The organism is Hoylesella shahii (genome assembly GCF_937990675.1).
Lineage (GTDB): Bacteria > Bacteroidota > Bacteroidia > Bacteroidales > Bacteroidaceae > Prevotella > Prevotella shahii.
On record NZ_CALKQY010000025.1, the window covers coordinates 1 to 25,865 of the forward strand.

A 25,865-nucleotide genomic window follows, 5' to 3' on the forward strand; every position below is an offset into this window, starting at 1 on the left:
ATGAAATTATGTGCATGAGGGGGAAGGACTTACAACTGGGTTTTAGGACTGACCCGGCAAAACCCTTTGCAGGGGAGCTTACACCATTTGGTACTACCCTAAAAAGTGTGTAAGCCCATTGTTTGTCTTATCTTTGTATTCCCTATAAAAAAGTAATAATCAAATGAAGCTTACACACTTTTTAGGGCAGTACCTAATGGCTTAAAAACACAGAAACCAACAAGCACGCACTGGTAATACATAAGCCCTTACTAACATACCTAAACAAAAAGTAGGCCACCAAGAATTGGCGACCTACCGAACTCGACTTGCGCTTAAAACGAAGTTGATTTATTTCTCAACCCCCTACTGAGGTTTATCTGAAGTGCCTTAAGAAACAAAAACTAAGATAAGGACTAAAGCTTCGTAACAAACACAAATGCATCCGAAAAAAGCTTTTCTATCTCGTTGGGCGCTTGATTAAACAACCCAAAGATAGAACTGCCACTTCCCGACATCTGTGCATACAACGCTCCTTGCGCATATAGCGAACGCTTAATATCAGCTAATTGAGGATAAACAGCAAAAACAGTTTGCTCAAAATCATTGGTTAGCTGCTCTTTCCATGTGCCTATTGGCTGCCTTACAATATCTCGACAACATTTAAGAGGTCGTTTGGGTGCAATGTTTTTAAAAGCGTCTGCAGTTGAAACAGCCACTGGAGGCTTAACAATTGCTAGGTAATACCCATTGAGATTGTGTTGAGGAGTATCAACCGGCGCAAGAATTTCACCTTTACCAGTAGCAAACGAGGGTTCGGCTGTGATAAAAAAAGCACAATCAGCACCCAACTGCGCAGCATAACGTTCCATTTCGGCATTGCCAATGTTTAACCTAAAACGTTCGTCGAGCAATCTTATCATAAACGCAGCATCACTAGATCCACCTCCAAGTCCTGCTTGGGAGGGTATGCGCTTATAAAGATGTGCATGAATGCGCGGAATTGAAAAATCGCGAGCCAATAGGTTATAAGCCTTACACACAAGGTTCTGTTGTTCGTCGCCATCAATGGTATTACCCGTAATCTTCAAGTCGCAAGCCACTTCAGAGGGGAAATGTTCGTCCATCAGCTTCACCTCAAGGGCATCGGTTAACGGTACGGGATAGAAAACAGTTTCTAAATCGTGAAAACCATCTTCTCGTTTGGCCACGATATTCAATCCTAAGTTTATTTTTGCGCAAGGAAATGTAATCATAAGTTGTCTTAATTGTTTACCTTGCAAAGATAATACATTTTCGAACAATTCGATAGATTGCAACAACAATTCTACATTTTAGCACTTGTAAGAAAGGACTACAAGTGAAATTGATTGTATTGCAATTGATTTGAAAAGCCAATCAATACACAATCTTCCCCCAAAGGCAAACAAAGAGCATCAAATGGATAAGCTCCTACGTACAATAATACACATTAGAGGGATTAAAACACATTGAAACAGTCCAACTTGTGAGCGTGCTTATAATAGCTCAAGTCTAGCCACAACACTTGTTCAATACTTCTAGTTATCATCGATAGAAACAAACAGCATATTTAAGGATGAAATAAATCAAATTTAGACAACATAACCGATTTTTACGAAGTTGCATGATAAGGCAAACAATTATCTTAAGGTAGCCATATTCCACCCTACCAAGTCGTGCCCTTACTTTTATGTGTCTAAAATGGTTAGTAAGACTTTTGTGTGAATACTGTAAACAGCTTAACTTATATTTATTAATTAAGTAATCTTTCTTTACAAAACATACATTTAATTTCCACTCCGTTTAGAGAAAACAGATGTTATATAACATATATTTCACCCCTTTTTCCCCTTCCGCATTAATTTCTTAAGCCAATTTTGAGCACAATATCTGCGTTTTTTACCTTTTAGCAATTCTATTTGGTGCTTAATCTTAAATTTTTCACCAGAACAGAAACAGCATTTTACCACTAAAACACCACTTTTTCTAGTCTGTTTTACATAAAAATACCAGAGTTTACTCTTCTTTCAATCGTCGCAACATCCCACTTTTATGAACCTTTGTAGCTAAACATATGCGTTTTGCACCAAAATACATTGCATTTAGCACGAGTTTATACTGCATTTAGCAGCATATTACACTGCGTTTAGCAGCAAAACGCGTTGCGTTTTGCACCATATTGCACAGTGTTTTGGTACTAATTGCCGATATTTAAGCATAACTTTCGGTTTATTGTACAAAAAACTCCAATTACAACATTCAAGCAGTAATCGTATTTTTTTTCAATTATACCTTCGCGAGAATCGTTTATATGCAAGCGAGTAGACAATTGGTGAAAAAGAAAGCGCTCACAATGTTAAATTTTAGTGCATTTATTTTACAATTCAAACAACACATATTGAAAGGAATAATTGCCAAGATCAATCCTTATATCCCAAAACCAAACCAAACAATGCAGCTATTGACTACAGGTTTTGCTGAACGAGGCATGATAATCGCATATTTTTTACTACATTTGTAGCCGTGTTCTACATTGAACAGCGCACTTGGCCCCTAAATAGCGTAAGCAAATAAACCCAATACAGCGCATACAAACTTGATATCACAACAGCAAAACAGCACGTGGACGATGTAGAACCCACCAAAATAGAGAGAAATTGCACAGAAACAAGTTTATATTAAATGACAATCGCCCCCACAACATGGGGAAGGACGCACAAAATAAATAGAAAACATGGCCGAAGCTAGCAATACAAACAGGAAAACAAGGAAGCCTGCCCCAGTTGACAACACCTACGGACACCTTCCGCCGCAAGCCACCGACTTGGAAAAAGTGGTTCTGGGAGCTTTGATGATAGACAAAGATGCCTTTGCTGTGGTGAGCGAACTGCTTCACCCCGAAACCTTTTACGAACCCCGACACCAAAAGATATACACAGCCATCAGGTCGCTCAACATGGATGAGAAACCTGTTGACATTATGACTGTTACCGAACAGTTGAAACGCGACGGAACAATAGACGACGTTGGCGGTGCTCCCTATGTGGTGGAACTTAGCTCGCAGGTGGCTTCTTCGGCCCATATCGAATACCATGCTGCCATCCTTGCACACAAATTTTTAGCAAGACAACTAATTTCTTTTGCTAGCAACATCGAAACTAAGGCTTTTGACGAGAGTATTGACGTGGAAAACCTGATGCAAGAAGCCGAAGGGGCATTATTTGAACTATCGCAAAAAAATATGCGACAAGACTTTACACAGATTGACCCTGTGATAAAGCAGGCCATAGACATATTGCAAAAGGCTTCGGCAAATAGCGGTGGCATGACTGGTGTGCCTACTGGCTATACCAAACTAGACGAAATTACTTCGGGATGGCAACCCTCAGACCTTATTATTATTGCTGGTCGCCCTGCGATGGGTAAAACATCGTTTGCACTTAGCTTGGCAAAAAATATCGCAGTTGACGCTCAAGTACCCATCGGCTTCTTCTCGCTTGAAATGAACAACGTGCAATTGGTTAACCGCCTTATTTCTAACGTGTGCGAGATTGTGGGTAGTAAAATTCTTAACGGACAACTAACTCCCGACGAATGGGACCGACTGGACAAACGACTACGTAATCTGCAAGGCGCACCTGTATATGTAGATGATACGCCAGGACTATCTGTTTTTGAATTGAGAACAAAGGCACGCCGACTTGTTAGAGAAAAAGGGGTGGGTGTTATCATGATTGACTATTTGCAGCTGATGAACGCTAACGGCATGAAATTTGGCAGTAGACAAGAAGAAGTGTCTACCATCAGTCGTTCGTTGAAGGGTTTGGCTAAAGAGCTCAACATTCCCGTTATAGCCCTTTCGCAGCTTAGTCGTAATGTAGAAAGCCGAGAAGGACTTGAAGGAAAACGCCCACAATTGAGCGACTTGCGCGAATCGGGTGCCATTGAGCAGGACGCCGATATGGTGTTGTTTGTGCATCGCCCCGAATATTACCATATCTTTGAAGACGAAAAGGGAAACGACTTGCACGGCATGGCACAAATTATTATTGCCAAACACCGTAAAGGTGCTACAGGAGATGTGCTGCTTACCTTTAAAGGACAATATACGAGGTTTGATAACCCAGATAATTCGTCAACGCAACCTGCACTACCCGACGATGGCGGTGGACTTATCGTCTCGAGAATGAACGACGAACCGATGCCTTTCTAATGATGTGCATATAAAGCACTACGGCATAATATTATGCCGATACAAGAAAATTGGCAAACAAACACATACTCCACACAACAATTTCTTACATGAAAAGAATAATATTATTGGCCTTATTGACCACCAATGTAGTCGTGAATACTGTTGCACAGACAAAAAAAGAACTGCGCGACAGCATTGTTGTGCTGGCTAGAGAGGCCGACTTGCACCCAGACTCGATAGAGTTGCGATTAAGAAAAGCAGCCTTGAACCTTCAGTTGGAACAATGGCAATATGCCAAAGAAGAATATGACAACATCTTAACACTATTCCCTAACAATGCCACCGCCTTATATTTCAGAGCATTTGCGTACGAAAGAATGCGCCGTTACGATCTCGCTAAGAACGATTACGAGCATATTCTTAACCGCATACCAGGTAATTTTGAGGCTCTTTTGGCGCTTGCTTTGGTTAACCAAAAGATGAAACGACACACTGAAGCGCTAGACCAGGCCAATAGACTTATCAGCTTGCACCCCAACAAAGCACTGGCTTACGCAGCAAGGGCTGGTATAGAACACGAACGAGGTTTGCTTGAATTAGCACTTTATGATTATGAAGAAGCCATAAAGAGAGACAATAAAAACACCGAATATTATATATTTAAGGTGGAAGCTCTGATTGACTTAAAACGATATGATGAGGCGATGCGTGAACTAAACCAGCTTACACGAATGGGGGTGCCACGAACTGAATTGGGCGAACTATACAAAAAATGCAAAAAGCGTTGAGTTTTAAAAATATCAACACAAAGAGGTTTTCTTTTCTCCCCCCAACTTGTTGTCTCTTTTTGTGAGATTAAGACTTAAGAAGGCGTAAAAAGAAACTGATTTCATCCCATTTACCAATAAACGCAGCTCAAAGTTGTATTCGTTAATACCTTAATATTGTCCCAATAGGACTCAGGATTGTTAAATTTGTTTATTTTTTGGAATTTAAATCGCAAAATAGTTTGTAAATATTTTTCAAACAAACTATATTTGCAATACAAACTAATACAAATAAATAAACTACCATGAGGAAACTATATGGAAAAGCAATCGCGCTATTGCTAACCTGCATTTGCTGCACCCTTACGCTTCATGCTGAGAACATAGACTTGACTAAACTTCTTCCGAAAGGAAAAAGCAACATGGGTAGGTCTGTTACTTCTATCAACGGAGAGCATGTTTTGTTGGTGTTCAGTAAAGGCGAAGGTAAAACCACACCTTCAAACTATGGTTATGTACGCCTGTATAATGGCAATGCCATGACGCTCAAAGCCGAGAAAACGATTAAGAAAATTACTTGCCATTTTCTTAAATCGAGTAAAGAGCCGATACCTGAAAAAGATGAAGTAAATATAACTAATGGCACATTAGACAAAGACAATGTGTGGAAAGGCTCTGCAAAAGAAATGAGTTTCTACTTCTATCCGCCTAAAGGTAAAACCTTTGCATTAGAAAGCGTTGAAGTGGATTATGAGGAAGAAGGTGGACAACCTGACACGAAGCCTGATGAAAACAAGCCTAAAACAGAAGAAATCATTACCGACATTGTCAGTTTTAAGAAAATGGAAGATAATAAGGTGGCGACGTTGAGCCTGAATAATGCCACTGTTTTGGGATGTAATGGCATGGAATTGTTTGTTGAAGATAATACAGCACTAATAAGAATGCTTCTTACAGAAAGTGGCTCGTGGCAAAGAGGCGACGTTGTTTCTTGCGAAGTGCGCGGGGCTTACGAAGATAACGCAGGACTGCCCACTATCAAAAGGATAGAGAAGATGTCTATTAAAAAGATATCGAGAAAAAAGATTGAAGCCATATACGTAGCCAGCGAGCAGCTGTCGACACATATTAACAAATGGGTGCGCACAACATTCGTACCAAACAAGAACGTTCAACTTGCCAACTTGAGTACTGGCGCTAAGTGCCAAGTATATGATGGTGCTGAAGTGGAATGCGAAGCCATTGTTGCAAAGCAAGGTTCTACCCTCTTGCTCTATCCCATCACTTCTCAAGACGTGACAATTAACTTTTATGACGATAAGACAAACATATACGGGGATGCGCAAAACGTAAATATTAATATTAAACACTCCCTTAAACAAGAAGTGTATAACACGCTTTCACTCCCAGTTACACTAACAGACGCCGAGGTAAAAGCTGTGTTTGGAAAAACAACTATTGTTGCTACATTTGTTGAGGTAAAGGGAGAAGAAGTGATTTTTCAACATACTTACAATGGAATGCTGGCCGGTGAAGCCTATTTAGTGAAACCTCAGACCGACATGGAGACTATATTTATACCTCAAACACGAGTGAAAACACAGCCGGAAAATGGCAACAAGCCATTCGTGGGAACACTTAATGTTACCACTCCTCCCACTGCAAGCTATTATATCAACAAGCAATATAAACTACAACCATTTTATGGAAATCAACAATTAAAAGCTTTTAAGGGATATTTCTGTAATATTGGTAATGCAGAAGGCAAAACAATTGTGATTAATAAGACCACAAATGGAATTGAAAAAACAATAATACAAAATAACTATAGCCCTCAACCTGAAATTATCTATAACCTCAATGGACAAAGAATGGTCTTGAAAAGGAATGCACTGTCAAAAGGTGTATACATCATTAATGGAAGAAAAACCCTTTTGAAATAAAACAAAAGGCAAACACTTTATAGCAAAAAACAGGACAAAATGTAATAAAGAACCATTCTAAGCTAAGAAAATGCACAAAAAAAGGTTATGCGAGCAGGGAATAATCCAAACTCGCATAACCTTTAATGTTTTACTTCTTTGCTACGAAGCTAAATTAGTTAGCCAAAAGCCGAAGCACAACTAAGACAATACAAGCCTACGTTACTTCATATTAGTGTAAACCGTTTGCACGTCGTCGAAGTCTTCAAGGCGTTCAACCATTTTGTCGATTGTCTCACGCTCTTCATCGCTTACCTCTTTTAGGTCGTTAGGGATGTAAGTAAACTCGGCTCCAGTTACTTCAAACCCTTCAGCTTCAAGGTGTTTTTGAATTTCACCAAAGCTTGTTGGAGCGCCATAGATGGTGATTTCGTTTGTTTCTTCATCTTCATCAAATTCGTCTTCAACACCATAATCAATAAGATCGAGTATCAATTCATCCATCTCAAGTCCATCTTTTTTCTTGAAAGTGAACACAGACTTATGATCAAAAAGGAATGAAAGTGAACCAGAGGTGCCCAAGTTGCCATTAAACTTGTTGAACACCGAACGAACATCGCCAACAGTACGCGTGGTGTTATCGGTGAGAGTATCAACAAAAATGGCAACACCATGAGGACCATATCCCTCGTATGTAACCACTTTGTATTCACTTTGGTCCTTGCCCATGGCGTTTTTAATAGCCCTTTCGATATTATCTTTAGGCATATTTTCGCGCTTAGCATTAGCAATAATAGCCCTTAATGTAGGGTTATTTTCAGGCTCAGGACCACCAGCTTTTACGGCAATGGCGATTTGTTTACCTATTTTTGTAAACGTACGGGCCATGTGACCCCATCTTTTCATTTTCGCAGCTTTGCGATATTCAAATGCTCTTCCCATAGGATTGTGCGTTTAAGAGTGAGACATAACTTAGAATGCAATGGCGCGATTAAACGCTAAAACTAAGCAAGGGAAACTCCCTTTCCCACCCATTATGTTATCTTTTATTCGTTATTTTTGTATTTAACTATAATGCGTTACAATATTGACACAAAGCCATTAACGCAATTCAGCAGCGAGTTTGCCTTTAAGGTTGGCAATTAGTTTCTGCATAATCGCTTCAATCTGCTTGTCTTTTAGCGTGGCATTCTCATCTTGCAATATGAAGTTTACGGCATAACTCTTCTTTCCTTCAGGCAAGTTTTTGCCCTCGTACACGTCAAACAGCTCAACCTTCTTGAGTAATTTCTTCTCTGTTTGTGTGGCTACGGAAACAACATCCTTAAACAACACAGACTTATCAAGCAGCAAAGCGAGATCTCGACTTACAGCGGGGAACTTACTTATCTCCTTAAATTCAACATCTTTTTTGCTCACCATCTTCATGATAGAAGTCCAATTCAGGTCTGCAAAGAAAACTTGGTTATTCAAGCCAAAATTTTTAAGGATGCCATCTGCAACATAACCCAGTTCGGCAACAACTTTTTCTCCCCTATTCATAACCTTCATTGCATAAGAGAAGATGTTGTTTTCACTAGTTTCGTAAACTAGAAGACCAGCAGGTACACCGAGTCGAGCGAAAATATTTTGTACATAACCGTTCAACTCATAGAAAGAAGATTGTTCATCGGGATGAAGCCATGAGCCTTCTACACGTTTTCCAGTAACCCAAAGTCCCAAATGCATCTCTTCTGTGTAAGCCTTAACAGGACATTCTTCGTTGGCCTTCTCAGGACAATAATGATAACAATTGCCAAATTCGAAGAAGCGCAAGTTCTGATTCTGCCTGTTAGCATTACGAGATACACTCTCTAATCCGCCAAAGAGCAGTGTTTGACGCATCATACCCAAGTCGGTACTTAGCGGGTTCATCAACTTGACACAAGTTTCTTCTGTATAACAGTTAAGTCCTTCGTAATAATTCACCTTGGTTAACGAGTTGTTAAGGATTTCATTAAATCCTGCGCCAACGAGTTGTTCGCCAATAAGCGTTTCCAATTTGTGTTCTTTATCTTCGTTACCCAGCACTGTTAACGAACTCTTAAGCTGTGTAGGAATTTCAACATTGTTGTATCCATAGATGCGAAGAATATCTTCTACCACATCACATGGACGTTGAACGTCAACGCGATACGAAGGAACTTTCAACATTAAACCCTCGCTAGATTCTTGCTGAATCTGCATACCCAAGCTCGTAACAATGCTTTTGATAACATCATTTCCTATTTCTTTGCCTATGAGTTGCGACACATAGTCATACCTCAAATCAACATGGAAGTCTGCAATAGGTTCAGGATAAACGTCCTTAATATCCATTGAAATTTTACCGCCAGCCAACTCTTTGCACAAAATGGCAGCTTGCTTAAGCGCATAAACAGTACCATTGGGGTCGATACCTCGTTCAAAACGATAGCTAGAATCTGTGCTAAGCCCATGGCGACGTGCACTTTTTCTAATCCATGTGGGATGGAAATAGGCACTTTCTAAAACTACATTGCGAGTTGTTTCGTACGTTCCACTACCCTTACCACCAAACACTCCTGCAATACACATTGGTTCTTCGGCATTGCAAATGCTAAGGTCGGTAGCACCCAAGGTATGTTCTTCACCATCAAGTGTAACAAACTTAGTACCCTCAGGTTGTGTCTTTACAATTATATGATGGCCCTTAACCATATCTGCATCAAAGCAATGCATGGGCTGACCATAAGCCATCATAACATAATTAGTAATGTCTACAATGTTGTTTATAGGACGCAAGCCAATGGTACGCAATTTGTTCTGCAGCCATTCAGGACTTTCTTTTACCTCGCAATCTGTGATTGAAACACAAGCATAACGCTTGCAAGCATCAGTATTCTCGATAGTAACAGCTATAGGAAGGTTGTTATTATCAACTTTGAAAGCATCGCATGATGGGCGTTTCAAGGTTGTTTCGTAACCATTCTGCACCAGCCAAGCATATAAATCACGTGCTACACCATAATGACTTAATGCATCGGCATGATTAGCAGTAATATCAATTTCGATGAGCCAGTCACTCTCAAGGTTATAATATTCAGCAGCAGGCTGTCCCACTTTTGCATCGGCAGGCAACACAATGATACCATCGTGAGCACTTCCAACTCCAATTTCGTCTTCTGCACATATCATACCGAAGCTCTCTACGCCACGCAATTTCGATTTCTTAATAACAAATTCGTTATCACCATCGTAAAGCACAGCACCCACATCGGCCACAATAACCTTTTGTCCGGCAGCCACATTAGGGGCGCCACACACGATTTGCGAAGGTTCACCCTTTCCGAGGTCAACCGTTGTGATGTGTAAGTGATCGGAGTTTGGATGAGCTTCGCATGTGAGTACTTCGCCCACATACAGTCCTTTCAAACCACCTTTGATGGTTTGAACCTCTTCAAGAGAGTCTACTTCAAGGCCACAAGAGGTAAGAACCTCTGCCGTCTTTTGCGGAGTGAGGTTGAAATCAACATACTCTTTCAGCCATTTGTATGAAATGTTCATTTATGTAAAGTTATTTTGTATACCCAAATAATGCGCAAAATTACTAAAAAACATGCAGTTCCGCAAGATATTGAAGTTACAAATTACATCAATCAACCGTGGGTTGATCGAAATGCGCTTTATAACTTCCATCAACAACTATTTAAACCCTAGTTATAACCAAGGTGCTAGAAGATGAGCAAACCAACCAACAAACTTCTGACAAGGCGTTCTAAATTTATTCCATGTTTCCGAAGTGAGCCTAAAACTATCGGCTTTATCCTTATCAAACAAGTTTGACAATTGAAGTGTCGTTTCTTTATCCACAATAATCGCATTCTCTTCATAATCAAATCGCAAACTGCGTGCATTGAGATTGGCGCTGCCTACAGTACAAAACTTACCATCAACCATGATAACCTTCGTATGATGAAAGCCTGGTTGGTACATCCACACTATTACGCCTTGCTTCATTAACTTATGAACATTATAGAAAACACAATCTGGTGTTAGTGGGATATCACTATGAGTAGACACCATTACCTCGACTTTCACACCACGCTTAACCGCATTACGCAAAGCTTTTTTCAAAGTTCTATTTAGGGTGAGATAAGGATTAATAAGCTTGATACTATCTTTACTAGCATTGATGGCTTTGGTATAGAAACTGCGAATGATTTTATTTGAAGTGCGTGGTTCGCGATTTATAATACCCACCATTTTATTTCCTGCCGATTTACAGGTATCGGGTTTGAGGTTATCAAAGTAATCCAAGCTGTCATTACCGCGATAATATTCCGCTCCATTCACATTCTGACGGGTAACTTTGTTCCATATCTTAATAAAGATAGCCTGCAAAGTGTTCACCTCTTGCCCTTCTATTCGACAATGCATATCTCGCCAACTTCCCACAACTTCGGTGCCTTTGATATAATAGTCGGCCACATTCATGCCCCCTGTATACGCCACATTGCCGTCTATAACAACAATTTTACGGTGGTCGCGATGAAAAACATGATTTACCCACGGGAATTGAACAGGGTCGAATTCGTATATCTCTATCCCTCTTTCGCGCAATGCACGAAGATGCTTTTTCTTCAAAGGCCGATTATTAGAATCATTTCCAAAGCCATCAAACAATGCACGCACCTTCACTCCTTCGCTTGCTTTCTTTGCAAGAAGGTCGAAAAGACAATCAGCAATGGAATCGTTCCTAAAATTAAAGTACTCTAAATGAACGCTACTTCTTGCCCTATCAATGGCAGCAAACATGTCGTCGAACTTCTCTTGACCAGTAGTAAGCAACACCACTGAGTTGTTGTGTGAGAACTTAACCCCTTCTTCGCGCATCTGCTGCACGATAAGCGAGTCGCTACCTTGTGAAAAGGCAGCCAACGATAATAAACAGAAGAAAATGAGCGAGCGTATTCTCGATGGTTCAATCATAATGTGTTAATTGTTGCTTAGGCATTAAATCATGCAACTATAGTGATCTACGATGCCTATGAGCTTTGTTTCTTCATCCGCCACAAGAACTGTGTGGATTTTGTATTTTTGCATGATTTGCTGAATATCAGCAATTTTTGTGGTTGGCAACACCATTTTTGGAGTGGTGGTCATGATATCGTTAACTGTTTTATTAAAAAACTCTGCTTGCCATTTCTCCATAGCTCTACGAATGTCGCCATCGGTAATTAGTCCTACGATTTTACCATTTTCTAGCGACACACCCAGCCCCAATTTACCTTTACTCACCTGAATGATAGCATCGCCAAGATGCATTTCTCTCGGTATCACAGGCAAATCGTCAACCCGCATCACGTCGGCCGCCGTAGTAAGCAACCTTTTTCCTAATTCTCCTCCAGGATGAAAGCGCGCAAAATCGGTTGGTTTAAAATTGCGTAATTGCATCAATGCCACCGATAAAGCATCTCCCATAGCCAATGCTGCAGTGGTGCTGCTTGTGGGGGCTAGATTAAGAGGGCATGCCTCTTTCTCTACTTTTACGGTGATGTGTGCTACACTATATTTAGCCAACAACGAGTTGGGATTTCTACTCATGCCAATGAGTGGCACTCCACGATGTTGAATTGCAGGAATAAACCGTAATAGCTCATCGGTTTGACCAGAATTGCTTAGCGCCAGCACAACATCATCTGGCGTCATTACACCCAAATCGCCATGGTATACATCCAATGGGTTTATAAAAAAAGAAGGTGTTCCCGTGCTAGAAAGCGTTGCAGCAATCTTTGCACCGATATTTCCACTTTTACCTACACCCGTTACGATAACCTTTCCTTTGCAATTGTACATCATTTCAACTGCCTTATCAAAGTGCTGGTCAAGTTGCGGAATAAGGTCGAGCAAGGCTTGCGCCTCGTCTTTAAGACACTGAGAGGCGTAGTCTCTCACTTCTCTAAGTCCGCTTGCTATCTTGTCTGTTGCCATTATAGATATAAGTGTTTATTCTTCGTATGTTTTAAATATACATATAGATTATAACAAGCTCTCAATCAAAGTTTCAAGCTTGTCTAATTCTAACATATTGGGACCATCACTTAGTCCCTTATCTGGCTCAGGATGTACTTCAAAGAAATAACCTGTTGCCCCAAAAGCCTTTGCCGCGTGTGCCATTGAAGGTACAAAACGGCGATCTCCACCAGTCTTTCCTCCCATGCCTCCTGGACGTTGCACGCTGTGAGTACAATCCATGATTACCATAGGCACAATTTCTTTCATGTCAGAGATATTCCTAAAGTCTACAACAAGATTGTTATAGCCAAAAGCATTTCCACGTTCGGTTAACCAAACCTCAGTTGCACCTGCTTCCTTTGCTTTTTCTACTGGATATTTCATATCGAGACCACTAAGGAATTGTGCCTTTTTGATATTCACAATCTTTCCAGTTCTAGCCGCAGCCACTAACAAATCGGTTTGTCTACATAAAAAGGCAGGTATCTGCAGCACGTCTACAATCTGTCCTACAGCTTCGGCCTGAAAACTTTCATGTATATCAGTGAGAAGCTTCAGCCCATATTTAGATTTGACATTGGCCAACATTTCTAATCCTCGCTCAAGTCCAGGACCGCGAAAAGAGTTAATTGACGTCCTATTGGCTTTATCGAAAGAAGCCTTAAAAATAACATCAACATTTAACTTCTCATTGATGTTCACCAGTTTCTCGGCAACCATATATAGCAGTTCTTGACTCTCGATTACACAAGGTCCAGCGATAAATGTTGTTTTCATACTTTATTCAGTCTTTGTGCTTTGCCTACCCCACACCAATATTTTCAAAACTGTCTAGGGGTTTAGCTATTAATTTATGCTATTGTGTACGCAAAGTTACAATAAAAAAAGTATTACACCGACCTTTATGTCTACTTTTTGAATAAAACGACAAACAATCGACTAACGAAGATTACCACAATTAAGATTAAAACCAAACTAAAAGGATATAAACTGCTATTTTCTTTGCCTCATTATATAGCTAGAACATTGCAAAATGTTATCAAATCACAGTAGCCAATTAGTAAACAAGTCTCTATATATCAAGAATTTAAGAACTGTATTAATGCACTATTAAAAACATGCAGTCACTTATTACATGTTAAATATTGTATAAATTATGAGATTTATTTGCACAATCTAGATAAAAGCACTATCTTTGCAACCGCAAAACGGGTAAGTCTTGCACGGCCAGCTCCCTTCGAACCCTCCAGGACGGGAACGTAGCAAAGGTAGTTGGTTGTAGCGGCGCGATGTAAGTAGCTTGCCCACCCCGCCTCTTTAGCTCAGCTGGTCAGAGCGCATGATTTGTAATCTTGAGGTCGTTGGTTCGAATCCGACAAGAGGCTCAGTCAAGAAGTGTTCAACAAAACACTTCTTTTTTTGTATCTAATATGTAGCAAACTTTTGAAAGGTTCAGTTTATCAGGGTCAGTCCTAAACGGGTCAATCCTAAAACCCTGTTGTAAGCTTCCCCCTCATGCACATAATTTCATAAGTCTATACAGGAAGAATGGAAAACAAGCATCATAACACCCCTAGCACAGGTGTCATGGTAGACCAAACAATAAAGTTCACTGGGGTCGGAACCAAGAAGAGGTATCCAGATGCCTTAAGACGTATAGTCTTCTACGATACAGAAGACAACGGAACTTTCGTGTTCTATACGAACAACATGGCTCTCTACTGAAGAAATTGCTCTCACATATAAATACAGACGGCGTGTTGAGCTGTTCTTCAAGTGGATTAAGCAGCACCTGCATGTAAAGGAGTTTTATGGAACAACGGAGAACGCCGTAAAGATACAGCTATACTGTGCCATTATTACTTACTGCCTTTTTGTCATCAGCGATCGTAGGATGAAATTGGACATAGAGATTTATAAAATGTCAAGAATTATGTCCATATCTCTTCTCGAGCGGATGCCACTTAGAGATTTGCTGGTGCTAGAGAAAGCAAAGGAGAACTTACAATCTGTAACTCAGCTAAGTCTTATTTTTTTTAGTGGACACTAGTGAAATTATTAATACAAAATAAACCCCAACTGCCTATAGAGACAATCGGGGTTCATATAGATTTGCTTTACAGTGCAAAATTATTCGGCAGCGAGAGCCTCTTCAACTTCAGCTTTAGAGTTATTCTCTTCAACCTCAGCAGAAACTTCTTCTACAGCAGGTGTTTCAACAACAGCGTTTTCGGCTACGACCTTTACAGGAACAACAACCTCAACTTCTTTGTAGAAATGAACAACAGCTTCGAAATCACCAACGCGCTTAATATCACGCATCGTGATAATCTTTCTGTCAACCTCTACACCTTGCTTCTTCAACTCCTCAGCAACAGTTGCAGCGTTAACCGAACCATATGTTGCACCAGTAGCAGATACCTTTGCCTCGATAACAAGAGCTACACCATTGAGAGCTTGTGCTTTCTTTTCAGCTTCAGCCTTGATTGCAGCCAGTTTGTGAGCTTGTTGCTTAAGATTTTCAGCAAGAATTTTCTTTGCCGAGTCAGAAGCGATAACAGCCTTACCGGTAGGGATGAGATAGTTACGGCCATAGCCGCTTTTCACGTTTACAATATCGTTCTTATATCCTAGTCCGATAATGTCTTCTTTCAGTATTAATTCCATTCTGTTCCTCCTCTCATTATTTCATCAAATCGGTTACATAAGGAAGCAACGCTATTTGGCGTGCACGCTTAATAGCTTGAGCCACACGACGTTGGTATTTTAGCGATGTTCCGGTAATGCGACGGGGCAAAATTTTACCCTGTTCGTTAAGGAACTTCTTGAGGAACTCTGGGTCCTTATAGTCGATATACTTAATACCGCTCTTTTTAAAACGGCAATACTTCTTCTTTTTGGTATCCACCGACGGTGGGGTCAAATAGCGAATTTCTGATTGCTTGTCTGCCATGCTTAAGCCTCCTCCATTTTTTTAGTCCATTTGTGCTTTCTCTTCTCGGCGTATTGTACAGCGTACTTGTCGAGCTTCACTGTCATGTAACGAATAACTTTCTCGTCGCGACGATAGCCAGTTTCGAGCAAGTTAATCACTTCAGGCTCAGCTTTGAATTCCAACAGGCAATAGAAGCCAGTTGATTTCTTTTGAATTGCATAAGCCATCTTTTTCAAACCCCAAGCCTCTTCGTTCACGATCTCAGCACCATTATCGGTGAGGAGCTTCTTGAATTTAGCGACCGTTTCCTTCATCTGTTCATCAGACAAAACGGGAGTCAAAATGAAAACGGTTTCGTAATGATTCATACTAAAAATGTAATTAATAAATGTTATTTTGCAAATTGCGGTGCAAAGGTATTGATTTTTATTGATTTAACCAAACCTTTTTAGTAATTTTGTCTTCATATTAAAGAGATTATGAGGAAAATATATCCACACTTGGGTCTTGCACTGGTTTGCATGGGCGTTATTATATTTCTTATTTGCTATTTGGGTGCATTCACTGATAGCAACCTCCCGCTATTTTTAGGATTAGCGTGTGTTGTTATTGGTGCAGTGATTCATGTGTATTGGCAAAAAAAATCAAGCAACTATTAAGGAGTGACTCTATCGCCATTGCACTGGCAACCAAAATTTAACGGGACGCTGGTGATTATCACCCACGCGTCCCGTTAAAGCGAAAAACTAAGGTCAAGTGTTTTTATTTACTCCACATCAGGTGTAATCAATTTATAACCTTTACCATGGATATTGATAATTTCAATATCGTCGTCATCCTTAAGATGTTTACGCAACTTTGTTATATATACATCCATTGAACGTGCATTGAAATAATTATCATCAATCCAAATGGTTTTCAGTGCGAAATCACGTTGAAGAATTTCGTTGGCGTGCGAACAAAGCAGAGCCAAGAGTTCGTTCTCTTTGGTGGTAAGCTTTGTTTGTTTATCGCCAATAGTAAGTAACTGCTTCTGCGTATCAAACACAAATTTGCCTATATGATATAAGGTATTCTCCTTATTTTTCTTTCCACGTACGCGTCTCAAGATGGCTTCAACACGGAAAACTAGTTCTTCCATTGAGAAAGGCTTGGTGATATAATCGTCTGCACCAATCTTGAAGCCTTCTAAGATGTCTTCTTTCAGGGTCTTAGCGGTTAAGAAGATAATTGGGATTTCAGAATTAGCCTGCCTTATTTCTTGTGCCAATGTGAAGCCGTCTTTCTTTGGCATCATTACGTCTAGTACGCAAATGTCAAATTTCGTTTTCAAAAATGCCTTGTATCCAGCCTCTCCATCAGGACAAAGTTCGGCCATATAGCCCTTAGCCTGCAAATACTCGCGAAGCAACATTCCCAAATTCTCATCATCTTCGCATAACAGGATTTTCAATTTCTCGTCCATATTCTAATCTTTTATTATTGGTAATTTTATTGTAAACTTTGTTCCCTTACCGTATTCACTTTCCACGAAGATCTCGCCTTTGTGTACGTCAATAATCTTCTTGACGTATGCAAGACCCAAACCGAAACCTTTCACGTTGTGAAGGTTGCCCGTATGAACTCGGTAGAACTTTTCAAACACTTTTTTAACGTCGTCTTTTTTAATACCGATTCCAGTATCTTTTACAGAGAGATAAAGGAAATCATCGTCGTTCCATGTGCGGATATATATATCCAAAGGCCCATCAGGCTTCTTATACTTCACCGCATTATCCATCAAGTTGAATATAGCATTTTGGAAATGCATCTCGTCTACATATATTGTAGAGTCAATGGCTTCTATCTCCGTGTATATCTTACCTCCCGTATGTTCAACTCGAAGGGTGAAAGTGTTGGCAATATTTTCGGCCATCTCGTTCATGTCGAGCTGCTTCATGTTGAAGATAGCTTTCTTCTTATCGAAGAGCGACATCTGCAACACCTTCTCAACAAGGAAGCGCAGGCGTTTTGCTTCATCGTTAATCACGCCACCTAGATGCTTCATCATTGTCTCACTCTTAGTAACACTGGTATCATTGAGCATCTGTGCAGCAAGCGAAATACTACTGATAGGCGTTTTCAACTCATGCGTCATGTTATTAATAAAGTCGTTACGCATCTCAGTATAACGCTTTTGTCGGAAAATTACCACGATGGTAAATATGAAAGTAACCAACAAAACCAACGTGAATATAACAGATGGAATAACGAAGCGTACGCTCGAATAGATATAACTATTCATATCGGGGAAGTGTATCTTCACCAATCCCATTTTCGAAGCGGGATCATTTCTAAACAACACCTGCGAATAGGTATAATCTTCGCCCTCGTCTGAGTAGTCGGAGCAGCGATAAATCTCTCTACCATCAGGAGTTGAGACCGTGAAATGATATTGAAGGTTAATGCCATTACTCATCAATTCGTTCTTTAAGTCTTGATCAAGCGACTTAAAGTTGATACGTTCTTTCAAAGGACGTTCTGAAGCCGAATAAAGAATAGTGTACACCACCTCATCTAACAAAGCACGTTGGTAAACATATCTATTCTTTACCACCTCTTGCATTGCCTTCGATGCTTCTGAAAGCGAATTCTTATCACTTCTCAAAATCATCGCTTTGGGCATCTGCGAAGGTTTTGTGGTTATGGTTTTCAATTCGAACGAGGTGTACATCATGCTACCCTTGTCACCAATCGTCAATTGGTGCGTTCTTGGGTAAGTGCCGTCCTGTTTACCTTTTTGAGCAGCCGAGGCATCGTCTTGAAATGTTTTGTGCCCAGTTTCACTTATGTCTTTCTCTAGATATCGAAGCGTTTCATTCAGCTCCATATTTCTAGAGGCTTGATAAAGAGCACGATTTACGGACTCGTCAAACTGCTCCTTCTTCATGTCCGCCATTTCCTGAATATACTTCAGTTGCACGAACAGAAGGGCAAGGAACGCAGTTCCCATGATTGTTGCTATTGTCCAAATCGTTCTCTTCTTCATACTTACAAAATTAACAGGATAAAGAACGCAAGCCTACGATTATGTTAAAAACATCTTCTGTTTTTAAATGTATTAACAAAATTAGCCACATATAGATAAAAATAAGCAACTAACTATTATTGTTTTTATGGTAAGATGGCGTTTTTCGAATGGTATTAATCCCCAACGGCGTTTAAAACAGCCGTCGGGGATTGGCTTTTTATATTTACATCAGAACTACTCTTCTTCTTTGGCTTGTTCTGCCTCATGTTCCTTGATAAGTTCTTGTTGTATATCATTTGGAACAAGTTCGTAACTAGCAAACTTGGTAATAAACGATGCACGTCCACCTGTAATCGAACTCAGCGAGATGGAATAGTTAGACAGCTCTTTCAATGGTATCTTAGCCATCAGTTTTTGATACCCCGCTTCGCTGTCCATACCCATAATGAGGGCACGACGTCCTTGTAAGTCGCTCATAACATCGCCCATAAAATCATCGGGTACATACACTTCGAGATCGTAAATGGGTTCGAGGATTTTTGGACCTGCTGCTTTGAACGCGTCAGAGAAAGCACGGCGTGCTGCCAACATAAATGAGAGTTCATTAGAATCAACAGGGTGCATCTTACCATCGTAAACAATCACACGCACGTCGCGAGCATAACTACCCGTTAGTGGACCGTGTTCCATGCAATCCATAATACCCTTAAGGATGGCAGGCATAAAGCGAGCATCAATAGCTCCACCAACAACTGAGTTGATAAATACAAGCTTCCCGCCCCACTCCAACGGCATTTCTTCCTTGCCTTTGATGTTCATCTTTACCTCTTGACCATTCAACTTGTAGGTGGTTGGGTCGGGCATGCCCTCTGCATAAGGTTCAATAATAAGATGCACTTCACCGAATTGACCTGCTCCTCCACTTTGTTTTTTATGGCGATAATCAGCGTTAGCCGACTTGGTGATGGTTTCGCGATAAGGAATTTTCGGGTCACCATATTTCACTTGTAGTTTCTCGTTATTTTCCAGTCGCCATTTAAGTGTCCTAAGGTGAAATTCTCCTTGTCCGTGAACAATTGTTTGCCTTAGTTCCTTGCTTTGTTCCACCACCCATGTTGGGTCTTCCTGGCGCATTCTCAACAAAGCAGCCATCAGTTTCTCTGTATCTTGGCTGTTAACCGCTTTAATTGAGCGCGAATATTTAGAATTTGGATACTTGATAAAGTCGAACCTGTTGTCGCAATCCTTAGCATTAAGGGTGTTACCAGTTTTTACGTCTTTCAGTTTAACGGTACAGCCGATATCTCCAGCATTAAGTTTGTCAACTGCAATACGGTTTGCTCCAGCACAAGCATAGAGTTGTCCGATACGTTCTTTCGAGCCTCTATCAGCATTGGTCATATCATCACCCACCTTTATGCATCCGCTCATTACCTTAAAGTAGGACACTTCACCAATGTGTGGTTCCAGACCAGTCTTAAAGAAATAGACAGATGCTGGGCCTTCAGATGAGGGTACTACCTCTTCTCCACGTGTATTGTGCAGTTTAGGCATTTCGTTTACAAACGGAACCACATTGCCTAAGAACTCCATAAGTCTGCGCACGCCCATGTCTTTACCTGCACAAACACAGAAAACGGGGAAGATGCTACGCGTAACAAGGCCTTTTCTGATGCCTTCGCGTAATTCGTCTTCGGTAAGTGTTTCGCTATCGAAGAATTTCTCCATCAGTCCTTCGTCGTTTTCAGCAGCAGCCTCTACAAGTATTTTATTAAGAGCTGTGGCTTTTTCCATTTCTTCGGCTGGAATATCTTCTATCGTTGGTGCTCCACCTTCAGCGTTCCACGAATACTTTTTCATGGTAAGCACGTCGATAATGGAATTAAATCCTGGTCCTGTTTGTGTGGGATACTGAATTTGTACGCATTTCTCACCATAAATTTCTTTCATTGTAGCGATGAGATTATCGAAGTCGCACTTATCAGAATCCAGTTGATTAACAAGGAATATAACAGGCTTTTTCAGTTTATCGGTATACCTAAAGTTGTTTTGAGTTCCCACTTCAGGGCCATATTGTCCGTTAATAAGGATAACGGCAACGTCTGTAACGTTCAGGGCAGTTATCGCACCGTTAACGAAGTCGTCTGCTCCGGGGCAGTCAATGATATTAAGCTTTTTGTTGTTCCACTCAACATGGAAGACTGTCGGGAAAACCGAGTAGCCGTACTCCTGTTCAACTGGGAAATAATCGCTTACCGTGTTCTTTGCTTCTACCGAACCACGGCGCTTGATTACACCACTACCAAAAAGCATTGCCTCGGCAAGAGTGGTCTTGCCGGAACCCGCACTGCCCACTAGAGCAATGTTTTTAATTTCGTTCGTCTGATAAACCCTCATATCAAAAGATTTAAAGTGTTAGTAATCTTACGTTTTATGGACAAAAGCTTTCGTGCTTTTTCCGCCGTCTAAGATAGATATTTTATACCGTTTCACCAAAACATATCCCAAAAAGTGTATAGAATTTAAAACATTTTAGTACTTTTGCTCTCAAAAAGATAAATATGGCTGGCATTTACATACACGTTCCTTTCTGCGCAAGCAGGTGCATATATTGCGATTTTTACACCACGATCAACTTGGAAAATCAAAATCGCCTAGTGCGTGCACTATGTTCAGAACTAGACATGAGACGCCATTATCTTCAGGATAACACGCCCCCTAACGCCCCGATAGAGATAGACACCATTTATCTTGGTGGTGGAACTCCCTCTCAACTTAGCGAAGAAAATTTACATCGCCTTTTTGGCGCTATATATAACAAGGTGGAAAATAATGTTTCTTTTCAAGTTTCGCCCAATGCTGAGGTTACAATGGAGTGTAATCCAGACGACATCACCCCACAATTTGCTCAAACAATCGCTAAGCTACCCATAAATCGGGTTAGCATGGGTGTGCAAACATTCGACGACGTTCGACTAAGTTTCCTACGAAGACGACACAAGTCTGCCCAAATCACACCTGCGGTTGAACAACTTCGACAGGTTGGCGTGAACAATATCAGCATCGACCTCATCTTTGGCTTTCCTAAACAAACCCTTGACGAGTGGGCCATCGACTTACAAAAGGCTATTGAACTTGATGTTGTGCACATCTCTGCTTATAGCCTGATGTACGAAGAAGGAACACCATTGTTTAAACTTTTACAACAACACCGTGTGTCGGAAATAGACGAAAGCAAGAGTCTTGACATGTTTAACATGCTTGTTGACACACTTACAGCCAACCATTACGAACATTATGAAATAAGTAACTTTGCACGCAAGGGCTATCGATCGCGCCATAATGCAAGTTATTGGCATGGTATTCCCTACCTTGGTCTAGGTCCTTCGGCACACTCTTACGATGGTAATTCTCGCCAATGGAACATCTCTAATCTTAAAAAATACATGGATGCCATTGAAAACAAGACTATTCCAATGGAGAGAGAGACGCTAGACGAAGACACAAAATACAACGATTGGATAACAACGGCACTGCGCACAAAGGAGGGGTTAAACCTAGCTTTACTGAGCGATGCTCACCGCAACTATCTTTTACAAGCTGCTCAACCCCACATTAATCAAGGCAACCTTGTTCTCATAGACAATCACATTGCGTTATCAAGAGCAGGTATTTTCATCAGCGACAGCATAATGAGCGATTTGATTAAGGTTTAACACCAATTCACTCATTAGCATCTATCTTGCAAACTTGCTCTAAAGGTTTGCACCAAAACATTCAATCCGATTGAAGTATGAAACATTAATACAGAAATCCTCAATTAGCCGGCAATGCTAATTGAGGATTATCCATATTCTTGTTATTATTGAGTTTATCTCTTAACGCGCACGTCTCACTTCAACACCGAATTATATAAGTTCAAAATAAGCGCGCATGTGTCGAGATTACAAACCCAGCGATTTCTTAATATCATCTATCTTTGCATCTGCTTCCTTCAAACAACGTTCGTAGCAGCCTGTGCATTTCATTTCGCCCTTCAATTCAAGATAGAACTTAATCTTGGGTTCGGTACCCGAAGGACGAACAGACACCTTTGTTCCGTCTTCACAGAACCACTGTAGCACATTGCTTGTTTCGGGCATATCTAGCTTAGTAACCACGCCATTGGCATCGGTTTGTTCCAAACTTTGGAAGTCTTTGCTAATAACCACCTTCGAACCTGCAATCTCTTTGGGAGGATTAGTGCGGAAGTTCTCCATCATAGCCTTAATTTCATCGGCACCACTCTTTCCAGGTTTAACCACATTGATGGTAAACTCGTGCGAGAAACCATATTCCAGGTAGATATCCATCAGCAGTTCGTAAAGTGTTTTGCCTTGATCTTTGGCATAAGCACAAATTTCAGCTAAGAGCGAGCAAGCCGAAACAGCGTCTTTATCGCGAACAAAGTCTTCAGCCAAAAAACCGTAGCTTTCTTCACCTCCACCAATATACTTCTGCTTACCTTCCGACTTAAGAATTTCATTAGCAATCCATTTAAAGCCCGTATAGCAGTCGCGCATCTCAATATTATTCTTATCAGCAATCTTCTTAATAACCTCTGTGGTCACGATTGTCTTCACAATAAAGTCGTTGGGCTTCATTTTACCCATTTTGATACGGTTGGTGATGATGTAGTAAAGGAACAACAAGCAGGTCTGGTTACCATTAATAAGCACCCATTCGCCTTTATCGTTCTTGCAAGCCATACCCACGCGGTCGGCATCGGGGTCTGACGCCATCACGATATCAGCATCTATTGCTTTAGCATCACGCAATGCCAAGGTAAGCGCTTCGCCGTTTTCGGGGTTAGGACTAACCACTGTGGGGAAGTCGCCACCTCTTTCCATTTGTTCTTTTACACAATGAACATTTTCAAATCCCCAAAGTTTAAGTGATTGGGGGATAAGCATCATGCCCGTTCCGTGCAACGGAGTGTAAACAATTTTAAGGTCTTTATGACGTTCGATAACAGCTGGGTCGATGCTGATCGTCTTCACTTGTTCAAGGTAAATTTTGTCTATCTCTTCACCAATAATTTCAATTAGTTCGGGATTGCCTTTAAATTTCACATCGGCCACCTTCACTTTATTAACTTCATCGATAATACCCTTATCGTGTGGAGCCAATACTTGTGCACCGTCTTCCCAATAAGCCTTATATCCATTGTACTCGCGGGGGTTGTGACTAGCAGTGATATTCACACCACTCTGACATCCAAAGTGTCTTATGGCAAACGAACACTCGGGTGTAGGACGCATATCGTCAAATAGATAAACTTTAATACCGTTGGCCGAGAAGATGTTGGCCACAGTTTCGGCAAACAAGCGACTGTTGTTTCGACAATCATGACAAACAGCCACCTTGATAAGCGAAAGATTAGCAAAGTTCTTTTTAAGGTAGTTAGCCAATCCTTGCGTGGCCATGCCCACGGTGTAGATGTTCATACGGTTGCTACCAGCACCCATGATACCGCGCAAGCCACCCGTACCAAACTCCAAGTCTTTGTAGAAAGCATCGATAAGACCTGTCTTATCTGTATTTTCCATTAGTTCCTTTACTTCTTTCCGCGTTTGTTCATCAAACTCGGGAGCCAGCCATTGTTCGGCCTTTGCCTCACATTGAGCAATCAATTGAGCGTTATTCTCCATAATCTATGAATTAGTATATTTAATTTATGTTCCAACATAGGGTTTAACGGCACACCCTTATCAATATGGCAAAGATAATAAAAAATATTTTCGAACAGGTATTTTTCTCCTTTAAAATGAGGAATTATATCTACTAACACCAGCATTTGTTTGGGGCGTACGTATTTTTTAACTACATTTGCAAGCTATTTTTGGCGAAACAACAATCTAAAAATATTCATACAGATAGCATTATGGAACTATATTTTACAGGAATAATCATCGCTGTTAGCACATTTCTTATCATTGGCATTTTCCATCCCATTGTTATTAAAACCGAGTATTATTGGGGTACTCGCCCATGGTGGTGCTTTCTAATGCTTGGCCTTATCTGCGTTGCAGCTGCACTGATGATATCCAATGTCATTGTGTCATCATTGCTTGGCGTCGCTGGTGCAGCCTTTCTTTGGGCAATAGGCGAACTATTCGAGCAAAAAGAACGTGTAAAACGCGGATGGTTTCCTATGAACCCAAAACGCAAAGACGCCTATAAAACAAACGAGGAACAAGAAAAAGCTGGAGAATGAAGGTAGAGTTATTGTTTGTAGGGAAAACGGTTAACGCCAACTTTGTAGCTGGTATTGAAGACTATGCAAAACGCATTGGCCACTACTTGCCGTTTAATATTACTGTAATTCCTGAACTCAAGAACACGAAGAACCTTTCTGCCACGCAGCAAAAAGAGGCCGAGGGAGACTTAATTTTGAAAAAGCTGCAAACAGACGACCACGTAGTACTACTAGACGAACATGGAAAAGAGATGCGCAGCATCGCCTTTGCCGAATGGATAGGGCGAAAGCAGCACGTGGCTCGTAGACTGGTGTTTGTGGTTGGTGGTCCTTATGGTTTTAGCGAGGCTGTTTATACTCGAGCAAACGAAAAAATGAGTCTTTCTAAAATGACGTTTTCGCACCAGATGGTTCGACTCATCTTTACCGAACAACTTTATCGGGCTTGCACAATTCTGAAGGGCGAACCGTATCATCATGAGTAGTTTTTGCAGCCTTAGCCCTCTTACAGTTCGTTCGTTTGTCTTTCAGTAGCACATAAATCACCTATTGCCCATTAACTTACCAACGATAATATCGCATTTTAAATTCATAATAAATCAACAATGCTTCGATAAAATGTCCTCTAATTCCCTTTTACTAGATTAAAGGAAAGAGAAATCCAGCTTACTCATAGGCAATAACAGATTTAAGGCCATCATTAACAGTTCACTGTATCAACGGTTGAATTATCTTAACACGACTATTTTGTTTCTACAAACGCTGTTTAACAATCCTTTTTTG

20 protein-coding genes, 1 tRNA gene, 1 other RNA gene and 1 pseudogene are annotated in these 25,865 nt (G+C 40.7%); 10 read left to right on the plus strand and 13 right to left on the minus strand.

The genetic code is table 11. From position 1 onward, the window contains the following. Positions 1–395 precede the first annotated feature (395 nt). On the minus strand, positions 396–1,235 hold the full coding sequence (gene ispE, locus QME03_RS03950; RefSeq protein WP_025817397.1) for a 4-(cytidine 5'-diphospho)-2-C-methyl-D-erythritol kinase: 840 nt from the start codon (positions 1,233–1,235) through the stop codon (positions 396–398). Between the two features lie 1,499 nt (positions 1,236–2,734). Between ispE and dnaB the strand changes: the two genes are divergently transcribed. The 3 genes from dnaB to QME03_RS03965 all read left to right on the plus strand — a co-directional run bounded on the left by dnaB (position 2,735) and on the right by QME03_RS03965 (position 6,905). Next, positions 2,735–4,213 (plus strand): replicative DNA helicase, encoded by a 1,479-nt coding sequence (gene dnaB, locus QME03_RS03955; RefSeq protein WP_025817393.1) that lies wholly within the window; start codon positions 2,735–2,737, stop codon positions 4,211–4,213. 89 nt (positions 4,214–4,302) lie between these two features. After that, positions 4,303–4,983, plus strand: a complete 681-nt coding sequence (locus QME03_RS03960) for a tetratricopeptide repeat protein (protein WP_025817392.1) — start codon at positions 4,303–4,305, stop codon at positions 4,981–4,983. A 284-nt stretch (positions 4,984–5,267) separates the two neighbouring features. Next, a complete protein-coding gene (locus QME03_RS03965) occupies positions 5,268–6,905 on the plus strand; it encodes a hypothetical protein (protein ID WP_110370513.1) in 1,638 nt (545 codons plus the stop codon). 201 nt (positions 6,906–7,106) lie between these two features. Here the strand turns inward: QME03_RS03965 and QME03_RS03970 are convergent, their stop codons facing one another. The 5 genes from QME03_RS03970 to kdsA form a co-directional block, all read right to left on the minus strand. After that, positions 7,107–7,826, minus strand: coding sequence for a YebC/PmpR family DNA-binding transcriptional regulator (locus tag QME03_RS03970; RefSeq protein ID WP_110370514.1), 720 nt, complete (start codon positions 7,824–7,826; stop codon positions 7,107–7,109). Positions 7,827–7,985: 159 nt separating this feature from the next. Further along, positions 7,986–10,448, minus strand: coding sequence for a phenylalanine--tRNA ligase subunit beta (gene pheT, locus QME03_RS03975; RefSeq protein ID WP_025817391.1), 2,463 nt, complete (start codon positions 10,446–10,448; stop codon positions 7,986–7,988). A gap of 153 nt (positions 10,449–10,601) precedes the next feature. Then, positions 10,602–11,873: a phospholipase D-like domain-containing protein gene (locus tag QME03_RS03980; RefSeq protein ID WP_025817390.1), complete on the minus strand. Its 1,272-nt coding sequence runs from the start codon at positions 11,871–11,873 to the stop codon at positions 10,602–10,604. A gap of 24 nt (positions 11,874–11,897) precedes the next feature. Further along, positions 11,898–12,875 carry a KpsF/GutQ family sugar-phosphate isomerase gene (locus QME03_RS03985; RefSeq protein WP_025817389.1) on the minus strand — a complete coding sequence of 326 codons (978 nt, stop codon included), beginning with the start codon at positions 12,873–12,875 and terminating at the stop codon, positions 11,898–11,900. Positions 12,876–12,923: 48 nt separating this feature from the next. After that, the gene (gene kdsA, locus QME03_RS03990; RefSeq protein WP_025817388.1) at positions 12,924–13,676 is read right to left on the minus strand and encodes a 3-deoxy-8-phosphooctulonate synthase; all 753 of its coding nucleotides are present in this window, start codon (positions 13,674–13,676) and stop codon (positions 12,924–12,926) included. A 433-nt stretch (positions 13,677–14,109) separates the two neighbouring features. On the opposite strand from kdsA, the gene ffs reads away from it, so the two are divergent. The 4 genes and pseudogenes from ffs to QME03_RS04010 form a co-directional block, all read left to right on the plus strand. After that, an RNA gene (gene ffs / locus QME03_RS03995) (signal recognition particle sRNA small type) lies at positions 14,110–14,208 on the plus strand. 2 nt (positions 14,209–14,210) lie between these two features. After that, positions 14,211–14,284: transfer RNA gene (locus QME03_RS04000), tRNA-Thr, on the plus strand. Positions 14,285–14,447: 163 nt separating this feature from the next. After that, positions 14,448–14,624: a hypothetical protein gene (locus tag QME03_RS04005; protein WP_281723544.1), complete on the plus strand. Its 177-nt coding sequence runs from the start codon at positions 14,448–14,450 to the stop codon at positions 14,622–14,624. Then, a pseudogene (locus QME03_RS04010) lies at positions 14,614–14,776 on the plus strand (transposase); the annotation flags it as partial. The gene QME03_RS04005 and the pseudogene QME03_RS04010, both read left to right, overlap by 11 nt. A 253-nt stretch (positions 14,777–15,029) precedes the next feature. On the opposite strand, the gene rplI reads toward QME03_RS04010, so the two are convergent. The 6 genes from rplI to QME03_RS04040 all read right to left on the minus strand — a co-directional run bounded on the left by rplI (position 15,030) and on the right by QME03_RS04040 (position 21,241). Beyond that, on the minus strand, positions 15,030–15,566 hold the full coding sequence (gene rplI, locus QME03_RS04015) for a 50S ribosomal protein L9 (protein ID WP_281723545.1): 537 nt from the start codon (positions 15,564–15,566) through the stop codon (positions 15,030–15,032). Positions 15,567–15,582: 16 nt separating this feature from the next. Further along, entirely contained in the window at positions 15,583–15,852 is a 270-nt protein-coding gene (rpsR, locus tag QME03_RS04020; RefSeq protein ID WP_009229459.1) for a 30S ribosomal protein S18, read from the minus strand. A gap of 2 nt (positions 15,853–15,854) precedes the next feature. Next, a complete protein-coding gene (gene rpsF, locus QME03_RS04025; protein WP_025815102.1) occupies positions 15,855–16,202 on the minus strand; it encodes a 30S ribosomal protein S6 in 348 nt (115 codons plus the stop codon). A 398-nt stretch (positions 16,203–16,600) separates the two neighbouring features. Continuing rightward, the gene (rprY, locus tag QME03_RS04030) at positions 16,601–17,299 is read right to left on the minus strand and encodes a response regulator transcription factor RprY (protein WP_025815103.1); all 699 of its coding nucleotides are present in this window, start codon (positions 17,297–17,299) and stop codon (positions 16,601–16,603) included. Between the two features lie 3 nt (positions 17,300–17,302). Next, positions 17,303–18,862: a sensor histidine kinase gene (locus QME03_RS04035; protein WP_025815104.1), complete on the minus strand. Its 1,560-nt coding sequence runs from the start codon at positions 18,860–18,862 to the stop codon at positions 17,303–17,305. 216 nt (positions 18,863–19,078) lie between these two features. Then, positions 19,079–21,241 carry an elongation factor G gene (locus QME03_RS04040; RefSeq protein WP_281723546.1) on the minus strand — a complete coding sequence of 721 codons (2,163 nt, stop codon included), beginning with the start codon at positions 21,239–21,241 and terminating at the stop codon, positions 19,079–19,081. 164 nt (positions 21,242–21,405) lie between these two features. Between QME03_RS04040 and hemW the strand changes: the two genes are divergently transcribed. After that, entirely contained in the window at positions 21,406–22,560 is a 1,155-nt protein-coding gene (gene hemW, locus QME03_RS04045; protein ID WP_281723547.1) for a radical SAM family heme chaperone HemW, read from the plus strand. 228 nt (positions 22,561–22,788) lie between these two features. On the opposite strand, the gene QME03_RS04050 is transcribed toward hemW, so the two are convergent. Further along, the gene (locus tag QME03_RS04050) at positions 22,789–24,534 is read right to left on the minus strand and encodes a phospho-sugar mutase (RefSeq protein ID WP_281723548.1); all 1,746 of its coding nucleotides are present in this window, start codon (positions 24,532–24,534) and stop codon (positions 22,789–22,791) included. A gap of 233 nt (positions 24,535–24,767) precedes the next feature. Between QME03_RS04050 and QME03_RS04055 the strand changes: the two genes are divergently transcribed. Together QME03_RS04055 and rlmH are read left to right on the plus strand one after the other, a co-directional pair. Next, positions 24,768–25,100, plus strand: a complete 333-nt coding sequence (locus QME03_RS04055; RefSeq protein ID WP_025815108.1) for a DUF4491 family protein — start codon at positions 24,768–24,770, stop codon at positions 25,098–25,100. Further along, positions 25,097–25,567 carry a 23S rRNA (pseudouridine(1915)-N(3))-methyltransferase RlmH gene (gene rlmH, locus QME03_RS04060; protein WP_273114957.1) on the plus strand — a complete coding sequence of 157 codons (471 nt, stop codon included), beginning with the start codon at positions 25,097–25,099 and terminating at the stop codon, positions 25,565–25,567. The genes QME03_RS04055 and rlmH overlap by 4 nt, the downstream gene beginning before the upstream one ends. Positions 25,568–25,865 lie beyond the last annotated feature (298 nt).